Raw genomic sequence first — 21,012 nt, 5'->3', positions numbered from 1 at the left:
CGCAGGCACCTTCCCCAACGCCGCCGTATCCGACGCAACCGCCGGCCGAGCCCGACCCAGCACCCCAGACACCGCCACCGAACGCTCCTGAGGATTCACCACCCCAGACGGGTTGCCCGGCGCGGCATGCGCCGGCAATGCCACCAACACGGAGGCCAACAACGCACCCGCTGGCACGACGGTCAACCACCGCCACACCCGGCCACGCCCCGACCCGTGCACCGAGAATGCGCCCCGACGACCCATGCCTGCCTCCCCCGCAACGGTCATGCAGGCAGGACGATAGTGATGACCACCGATCCGGGGAAGAATTTTAAAAGATCAATTACTCGCCGTTACCAACCCGCCCACGACAGTTCCGGGCGAGAGCCACCAATGCCGAACCGCCCAAGTGACCGGCATCACATCGCCCGATCTACGCGGCGTCACGGACACATCACCAGACAACCCGCCACCATCCTCTCCAAGCGGGCTCAAACCGGCACCTCACAGCCAGCCGAGTACTCAGGCGACCCGATGCGCAGCCGATCTATGCCCGGCAGCCGCCGTCCGTCGGGGTTCAGAAGCTGTTGAGGGCGCGGATGCGGTCGGCGTAGACGCGTTTGGCGACGTCGGCGGTGAAGGCGATCCCGTCGAACTCGTGCGGTACGCCCGGATGCAGGTGGAACTCGACCGGGACGCCGGCCCGGGACAGGCGCAGCGCGTAGGTGAGGTCCTCGTCGCGGAAGATGTCGAGCTGGCCGACCTCGATGTAGGCCGGTGGCAGCCCGGTGCAGTCGGCGAGCCGGGCCGGCGCCGCGTACGGCGACACGTCCCCGCCGCCCGCGGCGTCGCCGAGCAGGGCCCGCCAGCCGGTGCGGTTGTCGTCCCAGGTCCACGTGCCCACGAACGGTTCGAGGCGCGGGTCCGGGGTGACGTTGCGGTCGTCCAGCATCGGCATGACCAGGATCTGCCTGGCGATCCGTGGGCCCTGCCGGTCCCGGGCGAGGATGGACACCGCTGCGGCGAGGCCGCCGCCGGCGCTGTCGCCGAAGACCGCCACCCTGGCCGGGTCGACGCCGAGTCCGGCGGCGTTCTCGTGCAGCCAGACCAGCCCCGCGTAGGCGTCCTCGACCGGTGTCGGGTGCGGGTGCTCGGGCGCCCGGCGGTAGTCGACCGACAGGATCGGGGTGCCGGAGGCTGACACGTACCGGGAGACGACACCGTCGAACAGGTCGAGGTGTCCGAGGATCATCCCGCCGCCGTGGAAGTACACCGCCGCCCGGCCGGACTGGCTCCCGGACTTCGTGTACCAGCGCAGCCGCATCGGGGTGCCGTCGGCGGTGGTCAGCATGAAGTCGCCGCTGGTGACGTCGGTCGGGGTGGGCTGCGCGCCGTCGATGTGCGCGATCAACTGCTCGAACGCGACCCGGCGGGCGGCCACGTCGCCGACCGGTGGCGGGATGGTGCCGGCCGCCGCCTCGGCGATCGGCGCGAGCGCGTCCGCGACCTGAGCATCCATCGTGAAACCCATGCGGTGTCCCTGCCCACCGGGCGACGTCTCGAACGTGCGACCAGAACACCAGAAGTACGCCGGCGGAATCACCCGGAGGTGTCAGGCAGCCGGTACAGGCGCCGGATGCTCGCCGCCTCGAGCGGCTGCCCGAGCCGCTCGTAGGCCCACGCCAGGAACTCGGCGCACTCCTGCGTCTCCCAGTGGTGCCGGGTCTGCCGCAGCTCGACCTCGCGCAGGCGCAGCGACTCGGTCAGCGACCCGATGGCCTCGTGGTCGCGCAGGCACGCCTGGGAGACGCCGTGCCGCATGAGCGCCAGCGGATACTCGCTGATGTGCCGCTGCTGGCGCAGCACCAGCACCTTGCCGGTCTCCTCGGCGGCCCGCTCGAACAGTTCCTTGGCGGCGGCGACGTCGCCGGCCCCCTCGCGCAGCAGCCCGCGGCGCTGCCAGATCACCGCCAGGACCAGCCGGGACCGCTGGGTCCGGGCACCGTCCACGCCGTACGCTCGGGACCACACGGTCTTCGCTTCCAGCGCCAGCTGCTCGGCCTCGTCCAGCGCGGCCTCGGTGCCCAGCCGCATGAGCCCGGCGGCCAGGTTCGTGCGGGTCGGCATGGTCGGCAGGTAGCCGGCGTCGCCGATGAGACCGATCCGCCGTCGGAGGATCTCCCGCCGGACGGTGACGGCGCCGGCGATGTCGCCGCTGCGCAGCGCGTTGTACGCGAGGCTCTCCATCACCCCGAGCGTGTACCTGTGGTTGTCGCCGAAGTGCCGCTCGCAGTGGGCGACGACGTCGCGGTAGCGGCGGGTGGCGTCGGCGCGGCGGCCCTGGATGCCGTCGGCGTGGGCCTGCATCGCCCAGAGGTCGTGGATGAGCAGCGGCGACGGGGCGTCCAGGCCGTCGGTGAGCGCCTCCGCCTCGCGGAGCAGCTCGATCGAGGCGGCGAGTTGTTCGGGTTCGGTGCGGCGCATCAGCGACCGGGCCAGCGAGATCCGGGCTCGGATCCGCAGCTCGTCGTGGGGGTCAAGGGCGTCGGCCAGGCGTAGCGCCAGACGGGCGTGCGGCTCGCTCAGGGCCAGCGTGTACTCGGCCCGGATCGCCGCCGTCAGGTCGATCCGCAGCGTGATCGCGGTCCTGCGGTCGTCGTCGTCGCCGGTGTCCAGCCACGTGACGGCCTGGTCGAGGTAGGTGATCGCGTCGAGGCGGCGGTGCTGATGGCGGGTGATCTCGGCCAGTTCGCCGGCGCTGCGCCCCGCCGACGGCAGGTCCGGTTCCACGCCGGCGCGGGCGAGACCGACGTGCAGGGCGAGCAGCACCTGCCGCGCCTCGCGGACGTCGTCGTCGAGCAGATACCGGACGGCTCGCAGCGCGCTGTACAGGATGCGGCTGCGGATACCTACGGCGAGGACGGCCGGCGCGGCGCTGCGGGCGACGTCATACCGGATGCGCTCGATGAACTCGACGATGCGGGCCCGCTCCCCGGCCAGGCGGATCCAGGCCGTCGCCAGGGTCGCGCCGAGCCCACCGGCGGGCCGGACCTCGCCGAGCGCCGCGATGAGCACGTCGTCCAACACGGACTCGCCGAGCAGCGCGGTGGTGGCGAGGGTCTGCTGCACCCCGACAGGAAGCCGGGTCCAGTGCTGGCGCAGCAGGTCGTCGAGGCCGCCCTTGAGGTCGTCGACCTCCGCGGGACGCAGTTCGATCGGGCCGTTGCGGGACGCGGCCTGCACCAGCGCGGTGTCCAGCAGCAGGCGCAGCGCGTAGGGGTTGCGGTCCGCCCGCGCGGCGAGCCGGCTCGCGACCAGCGGGTCGGTGCCGGGGAACTGGTGCAGCACGAACGCGACGAGGTCGTCGGGGTCCAGCTGGTCCAGGTGCACGACGGTGGAGCGCTCGGCGGTGGCGGCCGCGTGCAGGTACGCGCAGAACGGCGGGCCGTCCGGACCGGCGCCGACATGCTCCGGCCAGGTGGTCGCGATGAGCAGCGTCGGCAGGTCGGTGCTGATCAGGTCCTTGATGAAGTTGACCGCGGACTCGTCCAGGTCGTGGGCGTCGTCGACGACCACCACGACCGGTGTCCGCTCGGCCGGCGGCAGCGGCTGCGACAGCTGGCGCAGCAGCGCGGCCACGTCGCCGGCCACGTCCGCGGTGCCGTCGCCGGGGTCCTCCGCGGCGATCGCCCGGCCGACCTCCGGCGCCGCGGCGCTCAACGCCCGCAGGTCCCACGGCGACAGCACCCCGGCCACCGCCCGCCTGGCCGCCGCCTGGACCGGCCCGCCGCAGCCGTCGAGCCGGCCGAGCAGCTGCGGCAGGTGCGGGGTCAGCTGGACCACCAGTTGCTCCACGGCCGGCGCGGGTGACCCGTCGCCGAGCCGCGCCGACGGCAGCGTCAGCCACAGCCACGGCAGCACCGCGCCCGCCGGCGCCTGCGGCTGCCGCGGCCGGACGGCCTTGCGCCCGGTGGCGAGGTCCCCGGAGCTCACCGCACCCGCCCCGGGCTCGCCGACCAGCGACGGCGGCCAGTACCACGGCTCGGCCTGGACCGCGGCGAGCCGCAGGTACAGCTCCTGGACGAGCCGCGTCTTGCCCCAGCCGGGTGGCGCCACGTAGGTGATGAGCGCCGGCACCGACCCGGTGCGCACCGCGTCGAAGGCGGCGACCAGCCGCTCCACCTCGGCGACCCGCCCGCTGCCAACGAACATGAACCGGCTCCTCCCGCACGGTGGACGTCGTCGTGCCGGTCCATCCCAGCATCGACGCGGCGGGTCCGGCACGGCCGACCGGCCATCAATCGGTACCTGACGGACAGCGGGGACGGCGGCGCGGTTTCTGTACGATGCGGCGACGAACCGGCAGATGGAGGACCGCACGATGCCCGGGCTCCTGTCCGACAACCCGATCTCCAACAGTGACCAGGACCGGTTCGGGTACCTCCCGTACGTCGAGGAGCTGTACGCGATCGTGCGGGCCGCCGACGTGCTCCCCGTGACGGTCGGGGTGTTCGGGCCGTGGGGGTCGGGCAAGAGCAGCTTCATGCGGATGTGGCGGGACCGGCTCGGGTTCGCGCCGGAGGACCGGGCGCTGTGGTTCGACCCGTGGAAGTACGACCAGAAGGTCGAGGTCTGGGCGGCGCTGCTGCACTCGCTGCTGGCGCAGATCCAGACCGAGGAACCGGCCGGGCGCAAGGCGAAGCGGCTCGCGGCCGCGACGACGTGGCTCACCCTGCGGTTGGGGCTCGGGGCGTCGGTGTCGGCGCTCACCGGCGGTCTGGTCGGGGTCGAGGACGTGACCGCCGGCGCGGAACGCATCGCCGAGACCGACGCCGGGTACTACCGCGACCTCAACCGGTTCGAGGTGGACTTCGCCGAGGCGGTCGAGGAGTACCTCCCGGCGGGTGGACGCCTGTTCGTGTTCATCGACGACCTCGACCGGTGCACGCCGGCGGCCGCGGTGAGCGTGCTGGAGGCGATCAAACTGTTCCTCGGCGAGTCCCGCTGCGTGTTCGTGCTCGGCATGGACTACGACCACCTGGTGCGGGTCGCGGCCGCGAAGTTCGGCGACATGGGCGTGGACGGTGCCGCGTACCTGGAGAAGATCGTGCAGCTGCCGTTCTTCCTGCCGGAGGTGAGCTTCGCCGCGATCCGCCGGGCGGTCGCGCCGACCGCCGGGATCCTCGCCGACCACGAGCCGTTCTGGGCGCTGGTCCGCACCGGGTTCGGCACCAACCCGCGCCGGGTCAAACGGTTCGTCAACGTGCTCAACCTGGCGACGGCGGTGCTCGCCCGGGACGTGTCACCCGTCGGCGACCGCGACAGCCCGGCACTGCACATGCAGTTGGCCCGGCTGCTGGTGGTCCGGGCCGAGCACCGGGCGTTCTTCCGGCACCTGCGCGAGCACCCGGACGCCTGGCAGGTCATGCTCGGGCCGCCGCACATTGCCCTGCCCGCCGAGCTGCAGGAGTTTGCCGACGACACGAGGCTGCGGCGGACGCTGGGCGCGACGGGGCAGATCCTCGGGCCGGCGGCGCCGACCGCCGGTGAGGTGACCCGCCTGCTCGGCACGATTCGGATGGCCGCGCCGGACGACGCCGGGCCCTGACGGATTCACTGCTCCGGCAGCGTCATGACGGCGGCGCCCTCCACCCGGTCCGCGGCCAGGTCGGCGAGTGCCCGGTCCACACCGGACAGCGGATACGGGGTGACGGTGACCCGCAACGGGTGGTCCTGCGCGAACGCCAGGAAGTCGTGGCCGTCCTGGCGGGTGTTGGCGGTGACGCTGCGCAGGGTCCGCTCCTGGAACAGGTGGTCGGCGTACCGCAGCGGCGGGATGTCGGTCAGGTGGATGCCGGCCACCGCGAGCGTGCCGCCGCGATCCAGCGCGGACAGCGCGACGGGCACCAGGTCCCCGACGGGGGCGAACAGGATCGCGGCGTCCAGCGGCTCCGGCGGCGCGTCCGCCGCGGCGCCGGCCGACGCGGCCCCGAGGGACAGGGCCAGTCGCTGGGCCTCGACCGAGCGGGTCAGGACATGGACCGTGGCGCCCTGTGCCATCGCGACCTGCGCCGTCAGGTGCGCGGACGCGCCGAAGCCGTACAGGCCCAGCCGGCCGCCCGGCGGCAGGTCCGCCCGGCGCAACGCCCGGAACCCGATGATCCCGGCGCACAGCAGCGGGGCAGCGTGGACGTCGTCGTACCGCGGCGGCATCCGGTAGACGTATGCGGCCGGCGCGACACAGTGCTCGGCGAGCCCGCCGTCGGCGTCCCAGCCGGTGTAGCACGAGAACGGGCAGAGGTTCTCCGCGCCGGAGCGGCAGTACCGGCAGGTGCCGCACGTGTGGCGCAACCACGCCACGCCCACCCTGTCCCCCACCCGCAGGTCGCCGGTGTCGTCCCCACCCAGCTGCTCGACCTCACCCACCACCTCGTGCCCCGGCACGGCACCGGGGCGGTGCGGTGGCAGGTCGCCCTCGGCCAGGTGCAGGTCGGTGCGGCAGACGGCACACGCGCGGACCCGGACCAGCACCTCGCCCGGCCCCGGCTCGGGCACCGGCACCGACGCCATCCGCAGCGGCCGCCCGCCGATCGGCCCGGGCCGATCGACGCGCCACGCGGTCATCGTTCGCATCCGCGGCTCCTGCCCACCACGGCGCGCCCTACACGGGGTCAGGGCATTGCGGCGGCGATGGCGTCGGCCACGGCGACCCGGGTCGGGTCGGGGTTGGCCCAGCTCCAGTTGGGGTGGGCCCGGTTGGTCAGCAGCACCAGCACGAGCTTGCGGCGCGGCTCGACCACCAGCTCGCAGCCGGTGAACCCGGTGTGCCCGAACGTGCCCGGGCCGGCCAGGCGGCCCATGAACCACGGCTGGTCCAGCTCGAACCCGATGCCGTGGGTGGAGGTCCGGTTGGGCCGGTCGACGTCGGTGGCCGGCAGCCCGGCGTTCTTGTTCGTGAACATGTTGCGCACCGCACCGTCGGAGATGAGGCGTTTGCCGTTGTACTGGCCACCGCCGAGCAGCATCTGCCCGATCACGGACAGGTCGGCGGCGGTGGTGAAGATGCCCGCGGACCCGGCCACCCCACCCAGCACGTTGCAGATGTCGTCGTGGACCGTGCCGCGCAGCAGCCCGCGTGAGGTCCGCGCGTCGGTGGCGACGAGACGGTTCGCCTGGTCCGCCGCACTGAGCCACCCGAGCGGCTTGAAGCCCGTGTCGCGCAACCCCAACGGGCCGGTGAGGTCGTTCTTCACCTGCTGGTCGAGGGGTTTGCCGGTGATCTTCTCGAGGATCTTCTGGGTGAGCAGCAGGCCGAGGCTGGTGTACCGGAACAGCGAGCCGGGCGCCACACCGTCGGCGAGGGGCCGGGCGATGATGTAGTCCCAGCGGGCCGTGACGTCGGGCTGCTTGGACGTGTCCGGGATCGACGGGCCGACCGGCAGGCCGCTGGTGTGGGTCAGCAGCATCTGCACCGTGACCGCGGCCTTCCCCGGCCCGTCGAACGCGGGCAGGTACTGCGCGACCGGCGCGGACAGCTCCAGTTTGCCCCGGTCCGCCTGCTGCACCGCGAGGATCGTGGTGAAGATCTTCGTCACCGACGCGACGTCGAAGATCGAGTCGGGGCGCATCGCCACCCGCGACCTGGCCGGCAGCTCGACCGCCCCGGACCCGTACCGCAGCGCGTCGCCGACCGCCGCGTGCGTGGTCACCTTCCCGCCGACGTTGGTCAGCACGACCGCACCCGCGTAGCCGGGATGCTTGGGGTTCGCGCTGGTCGGCACCAGGTTCTGCTGCAGGATCTCCACGAGCCTGCGGCTGTACGGCGCTGCCAGCACCTGCTGTCCCGGCGCTGACGCGCTTGCCGACGCCGGCCCGAGCCCCGCGCCGCCGGCCGCCGCGTCGCCGGTCACGCCGTCGGCGGCGGTCGCCTCGGCGCTCCCGCTGGGCGTGACGCCGGCCGGGTCGGCCTTGTCGCCGCACCCGGCCAGGGCCGCGACGCCGGCGGCCAGCCCGGCGCCCAGCACGGCACGCCGGTCGAGCCGTCGGTCTGCGGACATGAGCGGCATTCTCACACGCTTCCAGCCCCGCCGCGGACCGTCGAGTCAGTAGACGACGAAGACCAGGTCGTGGGTCCGGCAGAACTCGAGCCTGGCGAGCACCTCGGTCTCGAGGAACTCACGGTCCTCCAGGTCCTCACGGTCGGCAAGTGCCTCCCGGAGGCCGGCGATGGTCAGCTCGATCGGCGTGAAGTACGACCCGTCGACCTGCAGGCCGTCGGCCTCGACGTTGCCCGCCTCACCGGCGGTGCAGTTGGGCAGGTGCAGGTCGGAGTCCAGCACCGATGGCCAGTCCCGCAGGGCGTCGCCCCAGTCGCCGCCGGCCGCCAGGATCGGGGCGGCCTCAGCGTCGCTGAGCCACCGCACGCCGACCTCACCGCCGTCGTAGGTGAACTCGACGACCCGGTCGCCGACCGTCTCCCGGAACCGCCGGCTCAGCCCGACCGCCGCGATCTCCGCCAGCCACGCCACCGCCGGACCGGACGGCCCCTCGGCCAGGTCGGCGTCGGCCATCATGTACAGCATTCCCGTCCCGAAGCTGGTCACCGTCGTCTCCTCGTCGCCCAGGCGCCTCGAACCTTAGAGCACGGCCGTCCCACGGCTACCATGCGCCGGTGGCCCTCGACCACCTGATGGTGTCGCCGTTCGGGCTCACCGAAGTACCTCGAGGACGGCGGGTTGGAGCGGCGGGCACGCGACGGCATCGTCGAGGCACACGCCGCCGACGCCGCGCTGCCCACCGTCGACGTCCTCGTCCGCTGAACCCGGCTCCTGGCTACGGGCGACCGAGCCACTGCTCGGCGCACCGCTCGAGGTCGTCGATGCTGCCGGACATGATCGTGCGGACGTGCTCGGTGATGCGCGGCAGTGGCCAGTCCCACCAGGCCACGGCGAGGAGCCGGGCGATGTCGGCGTCGCTGTGTCGCCGCCGCAGGAGCCTGGCCGGGTTGCCGCCGACGATGCCGTAGTCGGGGACATCGTCGACCACGACGGCGCCGGAGGCGACGATCGCTCCGTGGCCGATGCGCACGCCCGGCATCACCATGGCCCGGTAGCCGAGCCAGACGTCGTTGCCCAGCACCGTGTCCCCGCGTCCCGGCAGGCCGGTGATCAGGTCGAAGTGCTCGGCCCAGCCGCCGCCCATGATCGGGAACGGGAACGTCGAGGGGCCGTCCATGCGGTGGTTGGCGCCGTTCATGATGAACCGCACGCCCTCGCCCAGCGCGCAGAACTTCCCGATGACCAGTTTCTCCGGCCCGTAGTGGTACAGCACGTTGCGGGTCTCGAACGCGGTCGGGTCGTCCGGGTCGTCGTAGTAGGAGAACTCCCCCACCTCGATCAGCGGCGAGGTGACCAGCGGTTTCAGCAGGACCACCCGCGGCTGGCCGGGCATCGGGTGCAGCACGGTGGGGTCGGGCATCACGAGGCGCGTCCTTCCATAACGGCACGGACCGTGCCGATGCGATCCTGTCGAAGCGGTCATCGGTTGTCAAGAACGGCACGTGCCGTACCGATAAGGTGACGCCATGACCGCCACCCCACACCGTCGCGGGGCCGACCGGACCGAAGCCATCATGCGCGCCACGCTGGAGCTTGGTCAGGAGATCGGCTACGCCAAGCTGAGCATCGAAGGGGTCGCCGCCCGCACCGGCGCGGGCAAGCACACCATCTACCGCCGGTGGTCCTCCAAGGGCGCCCTGCTGCTCGACTCGCTGCTGTCACTGCACGAGCCCGGCCTGGACTACCCCGCCACCGGCGACGTCATCGCCGACCTGCGCACGCAGATCTACGCCGCCGTGGACCTGCTCGCCGGGCCACCCTTCGGACCGCTGTTCCAGGCCCTGGTCGGCGAGGCCCAGCACGACCGGCAGCTCGCCGCCGCACTCAACGAGCGCTTCATCACCCCGCAGGCGGACAAGACCGTCGCCCGGCTGCGGGCCGCCCGCGACCAGGGCCAGCTGTCCCCCGACTTCGACCTCGACCTGGCCATGGCGATCCTGTCCGGCCCGCTGTACTTCCAGTTCCTGATCACCCAGGAACCCCTGACCCACGGGTACGTCGACCGGATCCTCGCCGCCCTCTTCACCGGAATGGGCCGCCGCGCCTGAGCCCGGGTGTGTCCGCTATCGGACGGCACGTATCAGCGCCCCGGGCCGGTCCCGTCCTCCTGCCGTCACGCGACAGCGAACCCCGACGCAGGGAGGAAACGATGCATCACGACAGAACCCCCACGGCCCATCGCCTGCAGCCGACGTCGCCGCACTGGTTCCCGAAGGACCTGCACAACTGGTCACCGGCGACCTTGAACGACCCGTCCGCCGGACTGGACTTCACGACCCCGTGGCAGGGAGGCTCCAGCCTGCGGATCAACGGCTCGCTCAGCGCCGACAACTTCATCCGGCTCTACCAGACCGACCTGCCCGCCGGCACCGGACGGCAGATCCGCGTCGCGTGCCGCAGCAGCGTCCAGCCGAACGGGTTCGCCCTCCAGATCGGCGTCCGGTACGAGGGCAGCCAGTTCACGTACTCCACCGTCACCACGCCGTTCTCGAGCTGGGGCACCACCACCGTCGACCTCCCGGCCACCGGCCGGCCGATCGTGGAGATCGCTCTCGCGGTGCGGCTGACCGGCGCCGGCCCCCGTCCCGTCGACCTGAACGTCGGCCTGCTCGCCGTCCTCGACGCCGGCCAGTCCGGGCCGCCGGCCGCACCGACGGCGTTCACCGTCGTGCGCAGCGACATCCAGGGCAACTCCGCCGAGGTCCTGCTGCGCTGGACCGCACCGACCCGGCCGCCGTACCGGTACCGGCTGTCCAGCCGGAGCCAGGACGGCACCACGCTGACCTACCTCGGCACCACGAACGGCACCGGGTACTACCTGCCGTCCGTCCGGCGCACCACGAGCGGCACCCGCCCCGACGCCCGCACCACCCTGCTGGTCCAGGCCATCGGCCACGACCTGACCGCTTCGAAACCCGTCGAGACCACCCTGAACTGGCCCGCGTGACCCCTCCCGACCAGCCGGCCGGTGGGCGATCGTGACCGCGTTGTGGTGGGGTAAGGGCGTGGAGTCGTCAGTTGCGCGGGTGGTCGCCCGCACCGAGGAACTCGCCGTGATTCCCGCGCCCACCGGCGAGGAGCAGGCCCGCGCCGCCGTGGTCGGTGCGTGGTGGCGCGGCGACGGCCTGGCCGAGGTGCACACCGACGCCGTCGGCAACCTGTGGGGCCGGGTCCGCGAGGGCACGGGTCCCGCGATCGTCCTCGGGGCCCACCTCGACACGGTCTTCGGCGCCGACATGGACCACGCGACCCGCCGGGACGGCACCCGGCTGTGCGGACCCGGCGTCGGCGACAACACCGTGGCCGTGGCGGCGCTCGCGGAGCTGGGCGTGCTGCTGCCGGCGAGCACCCGGCGGCCCGTCTGGGTGGTGGCCACCGTCGGCGAGGAGGGCCTGGGCAACCTGGCCGGCGCGACGGAGGCGCTGCGCCGGCCGCCCGTGCCCGTCGGCGCGTTCATCGCCGTGGAGGGCAACTACCTCGACAAGATCGCGACCCGTGGGGTCGGCTCGGCCCGGTGCCGGATCACGGTGAGCGGGCCGGGCGGCCACGCCTGGGAACGGGCCGACGCGCCGAGCGCCGTGCACGGCACGATCGTGCTGGCGGCGGAGGCACTCAAGCGGCTGCCGCCCCTGCCGGACACGTCCGTCAACATCGGACGGATCGGCGGCGGCGAGGCGATCAACGCGCGGGCCCGGGAGTGCTGGTTCGACGTCGACCTGCGGGCGGTGCGGCCGGAGACCCTCGCGGCGCGGGAGACCGCCCTGCACGACGCGATCCGGGCCTGGCGGGCGGATCCGGCGTCGGCCGGGCTCGAGGTGACCGTCACCGACCTGGGACGGCGGCCCGCCGGTGAGATCCCGTCCGACGCTTCCCTGGTCCGGGCCGCGTCCGCCGCGTTGCGACAGGCGGGACGGCCGGTGCGGCTGGTCGCTGCCAGCACCGACGCCAACGCCGCCTACGCGGCGGGAGTGCCGGCGCTCGCCATCGGCGTGACCACCGGCGAGGGCGAGCACACCGAGGAGGAGTGGATCGACCTGGCCGACCTGCCGGCTGGCCTGACCGCCCTCGCGGCCACCGTGTCCATACTGGACAGTGAGCGGTGAGCCAGGTTCAGCCTGACCTCACTCCACGACCGGCGGGTGCCACGCCAGCTGGATGAGGCGCCGGCCGTCGCGGCGGGACACGTGGCGGCCGCGGCCGGGTGGCAGGGGCTCGGGGGTGGTGCCGGCGAGCACCTGGCCCTCCTCGCGGGGACCGGACAACAGGATTCCCGGCGTGGACGACTCGCGCAGCGACCGCAGCACCGGATCGGACATCGCCCGCCCCGCACCACGGACCCGGCGGGCGATCACCAGGTGCAGCCCGAGGACACCGGCGCGAGGCAGAAGTTCCGTCAGCGGGTGCACGGCATCGGCGACCAGGTCGTAGTCGTCGACGAGCACGAACAGCTGGGGCCCGCGCACCCGTGCCTCGAACGCGGCGACCACCTGCTGCATCACGTCTCCGGCGCGCTGCGGGCTGGTGCAGTACCCGATCAGATGCGGCTCACCAACGGCACCGAGCAGGCCGCGGCGGTAGTCGACGATGACGATCCGGGCATCCTCCGGCCGGTACGCGCGCTCGATCGAGCGGGCCAGGCCGCGCAGGAACGACGTCTTGCCGGAGCCCTCGTCGCCCAGGACGATCAGGTGCGGGTCGGCGGCGAAGTCCACCGCGACGGGCCGCAGCGTGACCTGCTCGACGCCGATCGGCAGCAGGCCCCGCCGCGGCTCGGGCAGCACCAAAGGTGACAGCCGTTCGGGCAGCGGCGAGACGGCCGGCACCGGCGAGAACGGCCAGGCCGCCCGGATCGCCGCGACCGCCGCGTCCAGGTCGCCGTCTGACGTCAGCCGCGGCCGGGCCACCAGCATCTGCAGGCCGTCGGCGGTGAGGCCGCGGCCGGGCAGGTCGTACGGGACCCGGCTGGCCGCCCGCCGGTCGATCTCCGACTCGGCGGGGTCGCCCAGGCGCAGTTCCAGCCGGGTGGTGCAGGTGTCCCGCATCGAGCGCCGCAGCTCCGCCCAGCGGCGGGCCGTGACGGCGAGGCGGATGCCGTGGGCGGGTCCGCGCCGGGCGAGGTCGAGCAGCAGGTCCTCGAAGTCGTCGTGCACCGCGCCCCAGTCGTCGACGAGCAGGACCACGCGGCCGGCGGGCGGGCGGTCCAGGCGGGCGTGCAGCTCGCCCAGGAGCCGCGGGACCAGGTCCCGGTCGGCGACGCCCGCGGTGTGCGGCAGGCCGGCCAGCGGGGCGAGGACCCGACCGATGGCGCACAGCTGCAGTTCCGCCGGCGTGTGGGTCTGCGCCAGCCCGAGCGCGAGGGTATGCAGCGCGGTCGACTTGCCGCTGCGCGGACCGCCCACGATGGCGATGTTGCCGTCGTCGATCGGCACGGTGAGGACGTCGTACCGCCGCTCGAAGGGCCGGTCGACGCGCGCCAGCGGCACCCCAGGGCCGGAAAGCAGCTCGCCGAGCGCCGGCGATGACGTCAGCGGCGGCAGCCACAGCGGGCGCACCGGCGGGGCGGCGGCACGCATCCGGTCGACCAGCACCTCCGCCACGTTCGGCGATCCCCAGGCGGCGAGGCCGTGCAGGACGCGCTGCCACGCCGCGCCGGCCTGCGGCCAGTACCGGTGGAACGCGGTCGGCGCACGGAACCGGACCGGCGCGTCCGAGCCGGTCCCCAGGTAGCCGACCCCGGGCGTCATGGGCAGCTCGTAGGCGTCCGGCACACCGATCACGGCGCGGCTCTCCCGTATGCTGAGCGTGCGCAACGCGACCCGCGACGACAGGTAGGTTTCCAGGCCGCGCAGCCTGCCTTCCGCGAGCCGTTGCGACGCCAGCACCTGGTGTACGCCCAGCGACCGGCCCACTCGACCGATCCGCACGAACAGGTCGATCACGTCCGGTCGGCTGGTGAGCAGTTCGGTGAACTCGTCGACGACGATGAACAGGGCGGGACCGGTCCAACCAGGCGACGCCCGCCGGGACAGCTCCCCGGCGATGGTGTCGAAGCAGCGGTCGAGGAGGTCCGGCGACCACCCGATCCCGGTCATCATCGCCGCGGTGTGCGGCAGCCGCTCGAACGGGGCGAACGTCGAGCCGCCGTGATGGTCGACGAAGACGAAGGTGACGTCCTCGGGCGAATGCGTGACGGCGAGGGCGAGGATCATCGCCCGCAGCAGCTCGGACTTCCCAGAGCCGGTCGCGCCCACGATCAGCGCGTGCGTGGCGTCCTTGAAGTCGATCACGACCGGGCTGCCGTCCTCGCCCACCCCGAGTGGCACTCGAAGCCGGTCGCCCACCGAGCTCCAGGCGGGGTCGAAGGCGCCCGGGTCGCCGAGGCCGAGCAGCGCCTCGAACCGCACCCGCTCGTCCTGGACCGCCGGCGCGGGGACGGTACTGGTGACGACCTGCAGCGCAATGCGCGCGGCGGCCGCCAGCGGTTCGGGCCCGTGGTCGGAAGCGTCGACGAGGGCCCGCGCGATGCCGAGCAGGTCGCTGCCGGGCAGCAGGGCAAGCTCGCCCAGCTCGTGGATTGCTCGTACCGCGGCCTCCACCGGATATTGACGCTCGACCGCTTCCCGCGCGTCCGCGAGACGGTCCTCAATGGCACGCACCGGCCCACCGTAGCGGGCCCGCCCCCGGCAGGGTGGGCCGGTGCCGATCGGGCTACGGACGGGCGATGCGGGCCAGTTCGTGGCCTCGGCCGTTCATGTACCACCGCTGGACCCAGGTCTTGAAGGCGGCCAGCGCCGCCGGGGACGAGTTCGGCGACCAGGCCTCCTCCTTGGTCAGGTCGAAGTACGTGAGCAGCCTGAGATCCGGGTACGCGCCCGAGCGCAGGACTGTGTCCAGGTCCTTGAGCCACTGGGCCTTGTCGCCGCCGTCCTCTGTGGACGCGAACTCGCCGAGCATCACCGGCTTGCGAGGGGCGATGGCACGGGACTTGGCGTAGGCGGCGTCGATGGTGGCGGTGAAGGTCGTCCAGTGGTCGCCGGCCGGGTCCCAGGACGGGCCGAAGCCCCAGTTGTAGCCGTCGATGCCGATCCAGTCGACGTACCGGTCGCCCGGGTAGGCGGCGGCCGGGTCGTTGTACGGGGTGTCGGGTGACGAGCCGTTGTTGTAGGCCCACACCCACTGCACGTTCCGGGCGCCGGCGGCCGACACGCGGTCGTGGACGTGCCGGTGGGCGCGCACGTACAGGGACGGGTCGGCGTTGTTGTTGGCGATGCCCCACGGATACCAGTTGCCGTTGAACTCGTGGCCCCAGCGGACCAGGATCGGCTGGCGCACGGCGGCGAACTCCCTGGCGCGTGCGGTGATGTAGGCGTCCCAGGTGCCGTCGATCACGTCCTGCAGATGGATCTGGGCGGGGTCGTTGGGGCCGAGGGCGGTGTCCCAGGGTTCCCAGGTGTAGTGCGGCATGATGCCGTGCCGCCACAGCGTCCTGGCCTCGTCCACCGGGAAGGGGCGGCCGCTGGCCCAGCTGTCGAACCACATCACGCTGGCGGGGGTGACGCCGTACAGGTGCCTGACGTTGGCGGCGGCGACGCTGGGGTCCTCCTCCCGGAACATGCCCAGGTAGCGGTTCGGTGTCGCGGCTTCGGCGGGTGTACCGGATACCGCCGGTGCCACGGCGGCGGCCGCCAACGTGCCCAGCAGTGTGCGTCTCCGCATGGTGCCTCCAGACTGGTAGCGCTTCCAGTTCGGAAGGTACCCATCCAGACCTGTCGACGTAAAGACCTGTTTGACAAGAACCGGAAATGGGCACACGATGCGCATAGCGCCGACTGGAAGCGCTTCCAGTCTGGTGCTCAAGGGATCCGCCAATCCCCAAGAACTGGAGACGCCAGTGCAGAAAACCCCGATCGCACTGCTCATCGCCACGCTCGGCCTCGTCGCCACGCTGGTCGGCACCGGTGTGCACCGGGCGGAGGCGGCCATCGGCGCCGGCTTCGTCGACAACTTCGACACGTTCGACACCGGTCGCTGGTACAAGGCCGACGGCTACAGCAACGGCAGCATGTTCAACGCCGGCTGGCGCGCCGACCACGTCTGGTTCAACGGCGGCGTCATGGGCATCAACCTGGACACCGAGTCCTGCCCGGGCGGCTGCTCAGGCAAGCCGTACGCCGCCGGCGAGCTCCGCACGACCGACCTCTACACGTACGGCCGCTTCGAGGCGCGCCTGAAGGCCGTCAAGAACCCCGGCACCGTGACCTCGTTCTTCACCTACACCGGGCCCAGCGACGGCCAGCCCTGGGACGAGATCGACGTGGAGATCCTGGGCAAGAACACCACGCAGCTGCAGACCAACTACTTCACCGGCGGCGTCGGCGGCCACGAGACCGTCATCAACCTGGGCTTCGACGCCTCGGCGGACTACCACTCCTACGCCTTCGAGTGGTGGAACGGTGGCACCATCAATTGGTTCGTCGACGGCAGGCTCGTCCACCAGGAGACCGGGTCGCGCGGGCCGCTGCCCACCCACCCGCAACGCCTCATGATGAACCTCTGGCCCGGCATCGGCGTCGACGGCTGGCTGCAGCCGTTCACGTATCCGGGCACCAAGCTGACCGCCTTCTACGACCGGGTCCAGTACACCCGGTACTGACGGCGTTTTTTGCGGCGGCTCAGGCCGACGCGCGCACGACGAGCCTCGTCGGCAGGACGGACGACGCCGGCTGGCCACCGTCCAGCAGCTCGACCAGGATGCGGGCGGCCTCGCGGCCCAGCGCCTGGACCGGTTGGTGGACGGTGGTCAGCTTCGGGTCGGTGTGCTCCGCGACCGGCAGGTCGTCGAAGCCGACCAGGGCCACGTCGCCGGGCACGGTACGACCCGCGGCACGCAGCACCCGCAACGCTCCGGCCGCCATGTTGTCGTTGGCGACGACCACGGCGTCGAGGTCCGGGTGCGTGCCCAGCAGCACGCGCATGGCCTCGGCGCCGCTGGGCTCCAGGAAGTCGCCCGCCTCGGTGGCGTAGGGCTCGAGCCCGGCCAGCCGCAACGCCTCGACAAAGCCGCGATGGCGTTCCCGGCCGACCGCGGTGTCGGGCGGCCCGGTGATCACGGCGATGCGCCGGCGACCGCCGCGCAGGAGATACTCGGTCGCCGCCCGCGACCCGCCGGCGTTGTCGACGTCGATGTAGTACGGCGGCGTCCCGTCCTTCGGCAGCCCGATGAACACCGTCGGCAGCCCCGACCGCTCGACGATGTCGACCAGCGGCTCGACGCCGCGCGTGGCCACCAGCATCACCCCGTCGGCGCCGCGGGTCTGCAGGAAGTTGCGCAGCCGCTGCCGGCCGTGGCCGGACGTGATGAGGCTGAGCATCAGGTGCAGGTCGGTCTTCTCCAGCGCGGCGGACGCCCCGACGATGAGCTGCGCGAAGAACGGGTCCGCGAACACCTCCGGCCCGTCGCCGGTGACCGCCAGCACCACCACGCCGGTCTGCCGGGTCGCGAGGGCCCGGGCACTCCGGTTGGGCGTGAACCCGAGCTCCCGGATCGCCTTCTCGACCGCGTCCCGCTTGGCCCGGCTGACGTTGGGGCCGTTGTTGATGACGCGGGAGGCGACGGTGCGGGACACCCGCGCGCGCTCGGCGACCTCGTCGAGCGTTGGTGGTCGGGACGAGGCCGGGGACGGCATTCGTGCATCGTAGGGAGACCCGCGCGGACGTGTAAAGCCACGTCAGCAACCGGGCAGCAGCGCTCCGGTGGTGCCGAGATCTATTGCGTGGGTACGGGGTGCTGGTCGATGACGATGCGAAGCATGGCCTGCAGCCCGGCCTCGGCGGGTCCGCGAGCTTCGCGGACGGGTCGCCATGCATGGACCGGAAGACTCCGCCGCACGCAGTAGAGGCAGTAGCACATTCCGGGACGGGAGGGCGGCGGCGACACGTGCTCTCGGGAGCGAGGTGACGTCAGCCCGTTCCTAGTGTGCTGAGTCGTCTATTCATTGACAGTATGCGGCGACGGTTTCGAGGACGGGGCTTGGCTACGGAAATTGGTTCCGGCGCGGCTCCCGCTGCCAATGGGCGAGGTGGTTGCGGGTGGTGAGGGTATCTGGGTGGTCTGGGCCGAGGACCCGCAGATAGTCGTCGAGCAGCTGTACGAGGGCGGTGGCTGCAGCGGCCGGGTCTCCGGCCTGACCTCGCCAGTGAGCCAGGTGGCTGCGGGTGGTGAGGGTGTGGGGGTGGTCTGGGCCGAGGACCCGCAGGCGGTCCTCGAGCAGCTGCACGAGGTCGGTGGCCGCGCCGGCCGGGTCTCCGGCCTGACCTCGCCAGCGGGCCAGGTGGCTGCGGGTGAGGAGGGTATCCGGGTGGTCTGGACCGAGCACCCGCAGGCGGTCCTCGAGCAGCTGCACGAGGGCGATGCCTGCACCGGCCGAGTCTCCGGCCTGACCTCGCCAGCGGGCCAGGTGGCTGCGGGTGGTGAGGGTGTGGGGGTGGTCTGGACCGAGGACCCGCAGGCGGTCCTCGAGCAGCTGCGCGAGTTCGGTGGCCGCGCCGGCCGGGTCTCCGGCCTGACCTCGCCAGCGGGCCAGGTGGCTGCGGGTGAGGAGGGTGTCCGGGTGGTCTGGACCGAGCACCCGCAGATAGTCGTCGAGCAGCTGCACTAGGTCGGTGGCCGCGCCGGCCAGGTCTCCGGCCTGACCTCGAGAGTGGGCGAGGTGGCTGCGGGTGGTGAGGGTGTGGGGGTGGTCTTGACCGAGGACGCGCACATGGTCTTCGAGCAGCTGCGCGAGGGCGGTGCCTGCGCCGATTGGGTCTCCGGCCTGACCTCGAGAGTGGGCCAGGTTGCTGCGGGTGAGGAGGGTGTCCGGGTGGTCTGGACCGAGCACCCGCACATGGTCTTCGAGCAGCTGCGCGAGGGCGGTGCCTGCGCCGATTGGGTCTCCAGCTCGACCTCGAGAGTAGGCGAGGTGGCGGCGGGTGAGGAGGGTGTCCGGGTGGTCTGGGCCGAGCACCCGCAGATAGTCGTCGAGCAGCTGCGCGAGGGCGGTGCCTGCGCCGGCCGGGTCTCCAGCTCGATCTCGCCAGCGGGCGAGGTTGCCGCGGGTAGTGAGGGTGTCTGGGTGATCTGGGCCCAGGCGGTGCTGGGCGGTGAGGCACAAATCCTGAAAATAGTCGACGGCGGCTGCAACGAGACCGGCTTCGCCAAAGCTGCGTCCGGTCACGAACAACACCAGGTGGATACCGGACGCGAACAGGGTGTCGCTGGTGTGGTGACGTAGGGCGGCGGCGTTGGCACGCAGGGTCTGGCCATGCGCAGGGTTGCGTTCGATGCTGGGCCAGATGGCAGCGAGCGCGTCAGCGGCGGCGTGCGCGGCTGTGGTGAGCTGGGTAGGCGCGAGGTGGTCGCGGGTGGTGCGCTGGACGAGCGCGTGCACGCGGATGCCACCGGACTGGGCGTCATGGGTGATGAGGTTGAGCCGATGCAGACTGTGTATCGCGTCAAGTGCGTTCTGCCCGTCCACGGCCTGGCCGCCAGCGGTGGCGGTGAGGTGGGCGCAGATCGGATCCGTGGTGAACAGTGCGGTGGGGATGCCGTTGGGGTCGAGGAGTGACAGCAGCTCGAGCAGAGGGCGGGCGACGCCTCGGGGTGGGGTGGTGTTAGCGGCGTCGATGGACAGAGACCAGGTCGCCGCAACGGTGGACTGGTGATCGTCGGGCAGTGCGTCGCTGGGTGGCAGCAGATCGGTGAGTTGCTGCCGGCGGCTGGAGAGCCAGCGCCGGTACTCGGCGACGTCGATGCTGCGATCGCGGATGAACGCGGCGGCCTGCGCCACCGCGATCGGCAGGTGGCCGAGGTCGCTGGCGAGCGAGCGGATTTGGTCCGAGTCGGTGGGGTTGCTGATCGCGTGAGAGAGGTAGGTGGCGGCTTCGCCGGGGGTAAACAACCCGACGTCGACCAGGGATCGGCCGTCGGTGTGCAGCACGGCGTCGCGCCGACGGGTGGTCACCACGGTCCGGCCGGCAGCGTTGGCCGGTGGCCACAAGCCGGTGGCGTGGCCGGGGATGTCGAGGTTGTCCAGCACGATCAGCCATCGCTGGTCGGTGCGCTCCAGCCAACCCAACAGCCGGTCCGCTGCGGCACGTGGCGGGGTGTCCGCGTCAGTCAGGCGCAGCTCTCGGGCGATCTCGGCATAGCCAGCGATGATTGCGTCCGGGCTCGACGCGGTTACCCACACCAACACATCGAGCTCACCGTCGGTGACCAGATTACGGGCGAACTGGGCGGCGAGTTGTGTCTTCCCGACTCCGCCCATCCCGGACAGCACCTGGGTCAGCACCGCCGTGCGCCCGGCCCGCGCGGCCCGGGCCAGGTCGATTCGGCTGGAGCGGTCTTGCAGCCAGGCTGCCGGCTGCGGCACACGCCCCACCTGGATTAGGCCTCCGGCCCGCTGCGTCCCAGGCGCGGGCTCCGGCCGGGGGCGCAGCGCCACGATCGAAGCGACGGTGCTGACCAGCGACAGCACCCCGCTGACGATCCCAGCGACCACGTTTGCCTGTTCGGTGCCCTTCCACCCGAACCGAGGTACCGGCCATCCGGACGGCCACCACCACACCGACAGAGCCAAACCGGCGAACAGCACCGCCACGACCGCCAGCGCCGTTCCAGCCCGACGCCACCACCGTGATCGGCGACGGCCGAACACCCCACGAGTCACCGCCCAATTATCAACGGTCACCGCATCCGTCATATCGACCACCTGCACCGCGGCGGACGGCTACCGGGTCGAGCCAGCTGGTCTTGAGTCCGTTTCTGCCAAACGTGATGCGCGGTGGACGCCGAGGTCGACGATAGTCATCGGGCTGGCAGGGTGTGATCATCGTGTGCCTGAACTCCCGGTTGTGCTCTCAGCTCCCACTC

Annotated in this window: 15 protein-coding genes; 5 read left to right on the top strand and 10 right to left on the bottom strand. The window is 72.2% G+C overall.

Going from position 1 to position 21,012, the window contains the following annotated elements; genetic code table 11:
- Nucleotides 1-559: 559 nt before the first annotated feature.
- Together Dsi01nite_RS33325 and Dsi01nite_RS33320 are read right to left on the bottom strand one after the other, a co-directional pair.
- Complete coding sequence (locus Dsi01nite_RS33325) at nucleotides 560-1,513, bottom strand: alpha/beta hydrolase (RefSeq protein ID WP_203850297.1); 954 nt, start codon at nucleotides 1,511-1,513, stop codon at nucleotides 560-562.
- Nucleotides 1,514-1,581: 68 nt separating this feature from the next.
- Entirely contained in the window at nucleotides 1,582-4,194 is a 2,613-nt protein-coding gene (locus Dsi01nite_RS33320; RefSeq protein WP_203850296.1) for a hypothetical protein, read from the bottom strand.
- 154 nt (nucleotides 4,195-4,348) lie between these two features.
- Between Dsi01nite_RS33320 and Dsi01nite_RS33315 the strand changes: the two genes are divergently transcribed.
- Nucleotides 4,349-5,590 carry a KAP family P-loop NTPase fold protein gene (locus Dsi01nite_RS33315; RefSeq protein WP_203850295.1) on the top strand — a complete coding sequence of 414 codons (1,242 nt, stop codon included), beginning with the start codon at nucleotides 4,349-4,351 and terminating at the stop codon, nucleotides 5,588-5,590.
- A gap of 5 nt (nucleotides 5,591-5,595) precedes the next feature.
- Here Dsi01nite_RS33315 and Dsi01nite_RS33310 read toward each other — a convergent pair whose 3' ends face one another.
- The 4 genes from Dsi01nite_RS33310 to Dsi01nite_RS33295 all read right to left on the bottom strand — a co-directional run bounded on the left by Dsi01nite_RS33310 (nucleotide 5,596) and on the right by Dsi01nite_RS33295 (nucleotide 9,459).
- Nucleotides 5,596-6,615, bottom strand: coding sequence for a zinc-dependent alcohol dehydrogenase family protein (locus Dsi01nite_RS33310; RefSeq protein WP_203850294.1), 1,020 nt, complete (start codon nucleotides 6,613-6,615; stop codon nucleotides 5,596-5,598).
- Nucleotides 6,616-6,653: 38 nt separating this feature from the next.
- The gene (locus Dsi01nite_RS33305) at nucleotides 6,654-8,039 is read right to left on the bottom strand and encodes a serine hydrolase domain-containing protein (protein ID WP_203850293.1); all 1,386 of its coding nucleotides are present in this window, start codon (nucleotides 8,037-8,039) and stop codon (nucleotides 6,654-6,656) included.
- Nucleotides 8,040-8,084: 45 nt separating this feature from the next.
- Nucleotides 8,085-8,585: a hypothetical protein gene (locus Dsi01nite_RS33300; protein ID WP_203850292.1), complete on the bottom strand. Its 501-nt coding sequence runs from the start codon at nucleotides 8,583-8,585 to the stop codon at nucleotides 8,085-8,087.
- Nucleotides 8,586-8,814: 229 nt separating this feature from the next.
- On the bottom strand, nucleotides 8,815-9,459 hold the full coding sequence (locus Dsi01nite_RS33295; RefSeq protein ID WP_373318883.1) for a CatB-related O-acetyltransferase: 645 nt from the start codon (nucleotides 9,457-9,459) through the stop codon (nucleotides 8,815-8,817).
- A 106-nt stretch (nucleotides 9,460-9,565) separates the two neighbouring features.
- Between Dsi01nite_RS33295 and Dsi01nite_RS33290 the strand changes: the two genes are divergently transcribed.
- The 3 genes from Dsi01nite_RS33290 to Dsi01nite_RS33280 all read left to right on the top strand — a co-directional run bounded on the left by Dsi01nite_RS33290 (nucleotide 9,566) and on the right by Dsi01nite_RS33280 (nucleotide 12,202).
- Entirely contained in the window at nucleotides 9,566-10,147 is a 582-nt protein-coding gene (locus Dsi01nite_RS33290; RefSeq protein WP_203850291.1) for a TetR/AcrR family transcriptional regulator, read from the top strand.
- Between the two features lie 101 nt (nucleotides 10,148-10,248).
- On the top strand, nucleotides 10,249-11,046 hold the full coding sequence (locus Dsi01nite_RS33285) for a GH85 family endohexosaminidase C-terminal domain-containing protein (protein WP_203850290.1): 798 nt from the start codon (nucleotides 10,249-10,251) through the stop codon (nucleotides 11,044-11,046).
- Between the two features lie 31 nt (nucleotides 11,047-11,077).
- Nucleotides 11,078-12,202: a M20/M25/M40 family metallo-hydrolase gene (locus Dsi01nite_RS33280; RefSeq protein ID WP_239136347.1), complete on the top strand. Its 1,125-nt coding sequence runs from the start codon at nucleotides 11,078-11,080 to the stop codon at nucleotides 12,200-12,202.
- Nucleotides 12,203-12,220: 18 nt separating this feature from the next.
- Here Dsi01nite_RS33280 and eccCb read toward each other — a convergent pair whose 3' ends face one another.
- Both eccCb and Dsi01nite_RS33270 read right to left on the bottom strand, forming a co-directional pair.
- Nucleotides 12,221-14,755: a type VII secretion protein EccCb gene (gene eccCb, locus Dsi01nite_RS33275; protein ID WP_203850289.1), complete on the bottom strand. Its 2,535-nt coding sequence runs from the start codon at nucleotides 14,753-14,755 to the stop codon at nucleotides 12,221-12,223.
- A 52-nt stretch (nucleotides 14,756-14,807) separates the two neighbouring features.
- Nucleotides 14,808-15,815 (bottom strand): glycoside hydrolase family 26 protein, encoded by a 1,008-nt coding sequence (locus Dsi01nite_RS33270; RefSeq protein WP_203850288.1) that lies wholly within the window; start codon nucleotides 15,813-15,815, stop codon nucleotides 14,808-14,810.
- 175 nt (nucleotides 15,816-15,990) lie between these two features.
- Between Dsi01nite_RS33270 and bglS the strand changes: the two genes are divergently transcribed.
- Nucleotides 15,991-16,752: a beta-glucanase gene (bglS, locus tag Dsi01nite_RS33265; protein ID WP_203850287.1), complete on the top strand. Its 762-nt coding sequence runs from the start codon at nucleotides 15,991-15,993 to the stop codon at nucleotides 16,750-16,752.
- Between the two features lie 19 nt (nucleotides 16,753-16,771).
- On the opposite strand, the gene Dsi01nite_RS33260 is transcribed toward bglS, so the two are convergent.
- Both Dsi01nite_RS33260 and Dsi01nite_RS33255 read right to left on the bottom strand, forming a co-directional pair.
- Nucleotides 16,772-17,785 carry a LacI family DNA-binding transcriptional regulator gene (locus Dsi01nite_RS33260; protein ID WP_203850286.1) on the bottom strand — a complete coding sequence of 338 codons (1,014 nt, stop codon included), beginning with the start codon at nucleotides 17,783-17,785 and terminating at the stop codon, nucleotides 16,772-16,774.
- A gap of 348 nt (nucleotides 17,786-18,133) precedes the next feature.
- Entirely contained in the window at nucleotides 18,134-20,740 is a 2,607-nt protein-coding gene (locus Dsi01nite_RS33255) for a tetratricopeptide repeat protein (RefSeq protein WP_203850285.1), read from the bottom strand.
- Nucleotides 20,741-21,012 lie beyond the last annotated feature (272 nt).

Source organism: Dactylosporangium siamense (assembly GCF_016862795.1).
Classification (GTDB): domain Bacteria; phylum Actinomycetota; class Actinomycetes; order Mycobacteriales; family Micromonosporaceae; genus Dactylosporangium; species Dactylosporangium siamense.
Note: the sequence above shows the minus strand (reverse complement) of the source record. Positions and strands in the feature narration are given on the sequence as shown.

Coding starts and splice junctions, on each gene's coding strand:
- Dsi01nite_RS33305 (WP_203850293.1), bottom strand. CDS start 8,039: ATGTCCGCAGACCGACGGCTCGACCGGCGTGCCGTGCTGGGCGCCGGG.
- Dsi01nite_RS33315 (WP_203850295.1), top strand. CDS start 4,349: ATGGAGGACCGCACGATGCCCGGGCTCCTGTCCGACAACCCGATCTCC.
- Dsi01nite_RS33290 (WP_203850291.1), top strand. CDS start 9,566: ATGACCGCCACCCCACACCGTCGCGGGGCCGACCGGACCGAAGCCATC.
- Dsi01nite_RS33320 (WP_203850296.1), bottom strand. CDS start 4,194: ATGTTCGTTGGCAGCGGGCGGGTCGCCGAGGTGGAGCGGCTGGTCGCC.
- Dsi01nite_RS33310 (WP_203850294.1), bottom strand. CDS start 6,615: ATGCGAACGATGACCGCGTGGCGCGTCGATCGGCCCGGGCCGATCGGC.
- Dsi01nite_RS33325 (WP_203850297.1), bottom strand. CDS start 1,513: ATGGGTTTCACGATGGATGCTCAGGTCGCGGACGCGCTCGCGCCGATC.
- Dsi01nite_RS33260 (WP_203850286.1), bottom strand. CDS start 17,785: ATGCCGTCCCCGGCCTCGTCCCGACCACCAACGCTCGACGAGGTCGCC.
- Dsi01nite_RS33285 (WP_203850290.1), top strand. CDS start 10,249: ATGCATCACGACAGAACCCCCACGGCCCATCGCCTGCAGCCGACGTCG.
- Dsi01nite_RS33295 (WP_373318883.1), bottom strand. CDS start 9,459: ATGCCCGACCCCACCGTGCTGCACCCGATGCCCGGCCAGCCGCGGGTG.
- Dsi01nite_RS33270 (WP_203850288.1), bottom strand. CDS start 15,815: ATGCGGAGACGCACACTGCTGGGCACGTTGGCGGCCGCCGCCGTGGCA.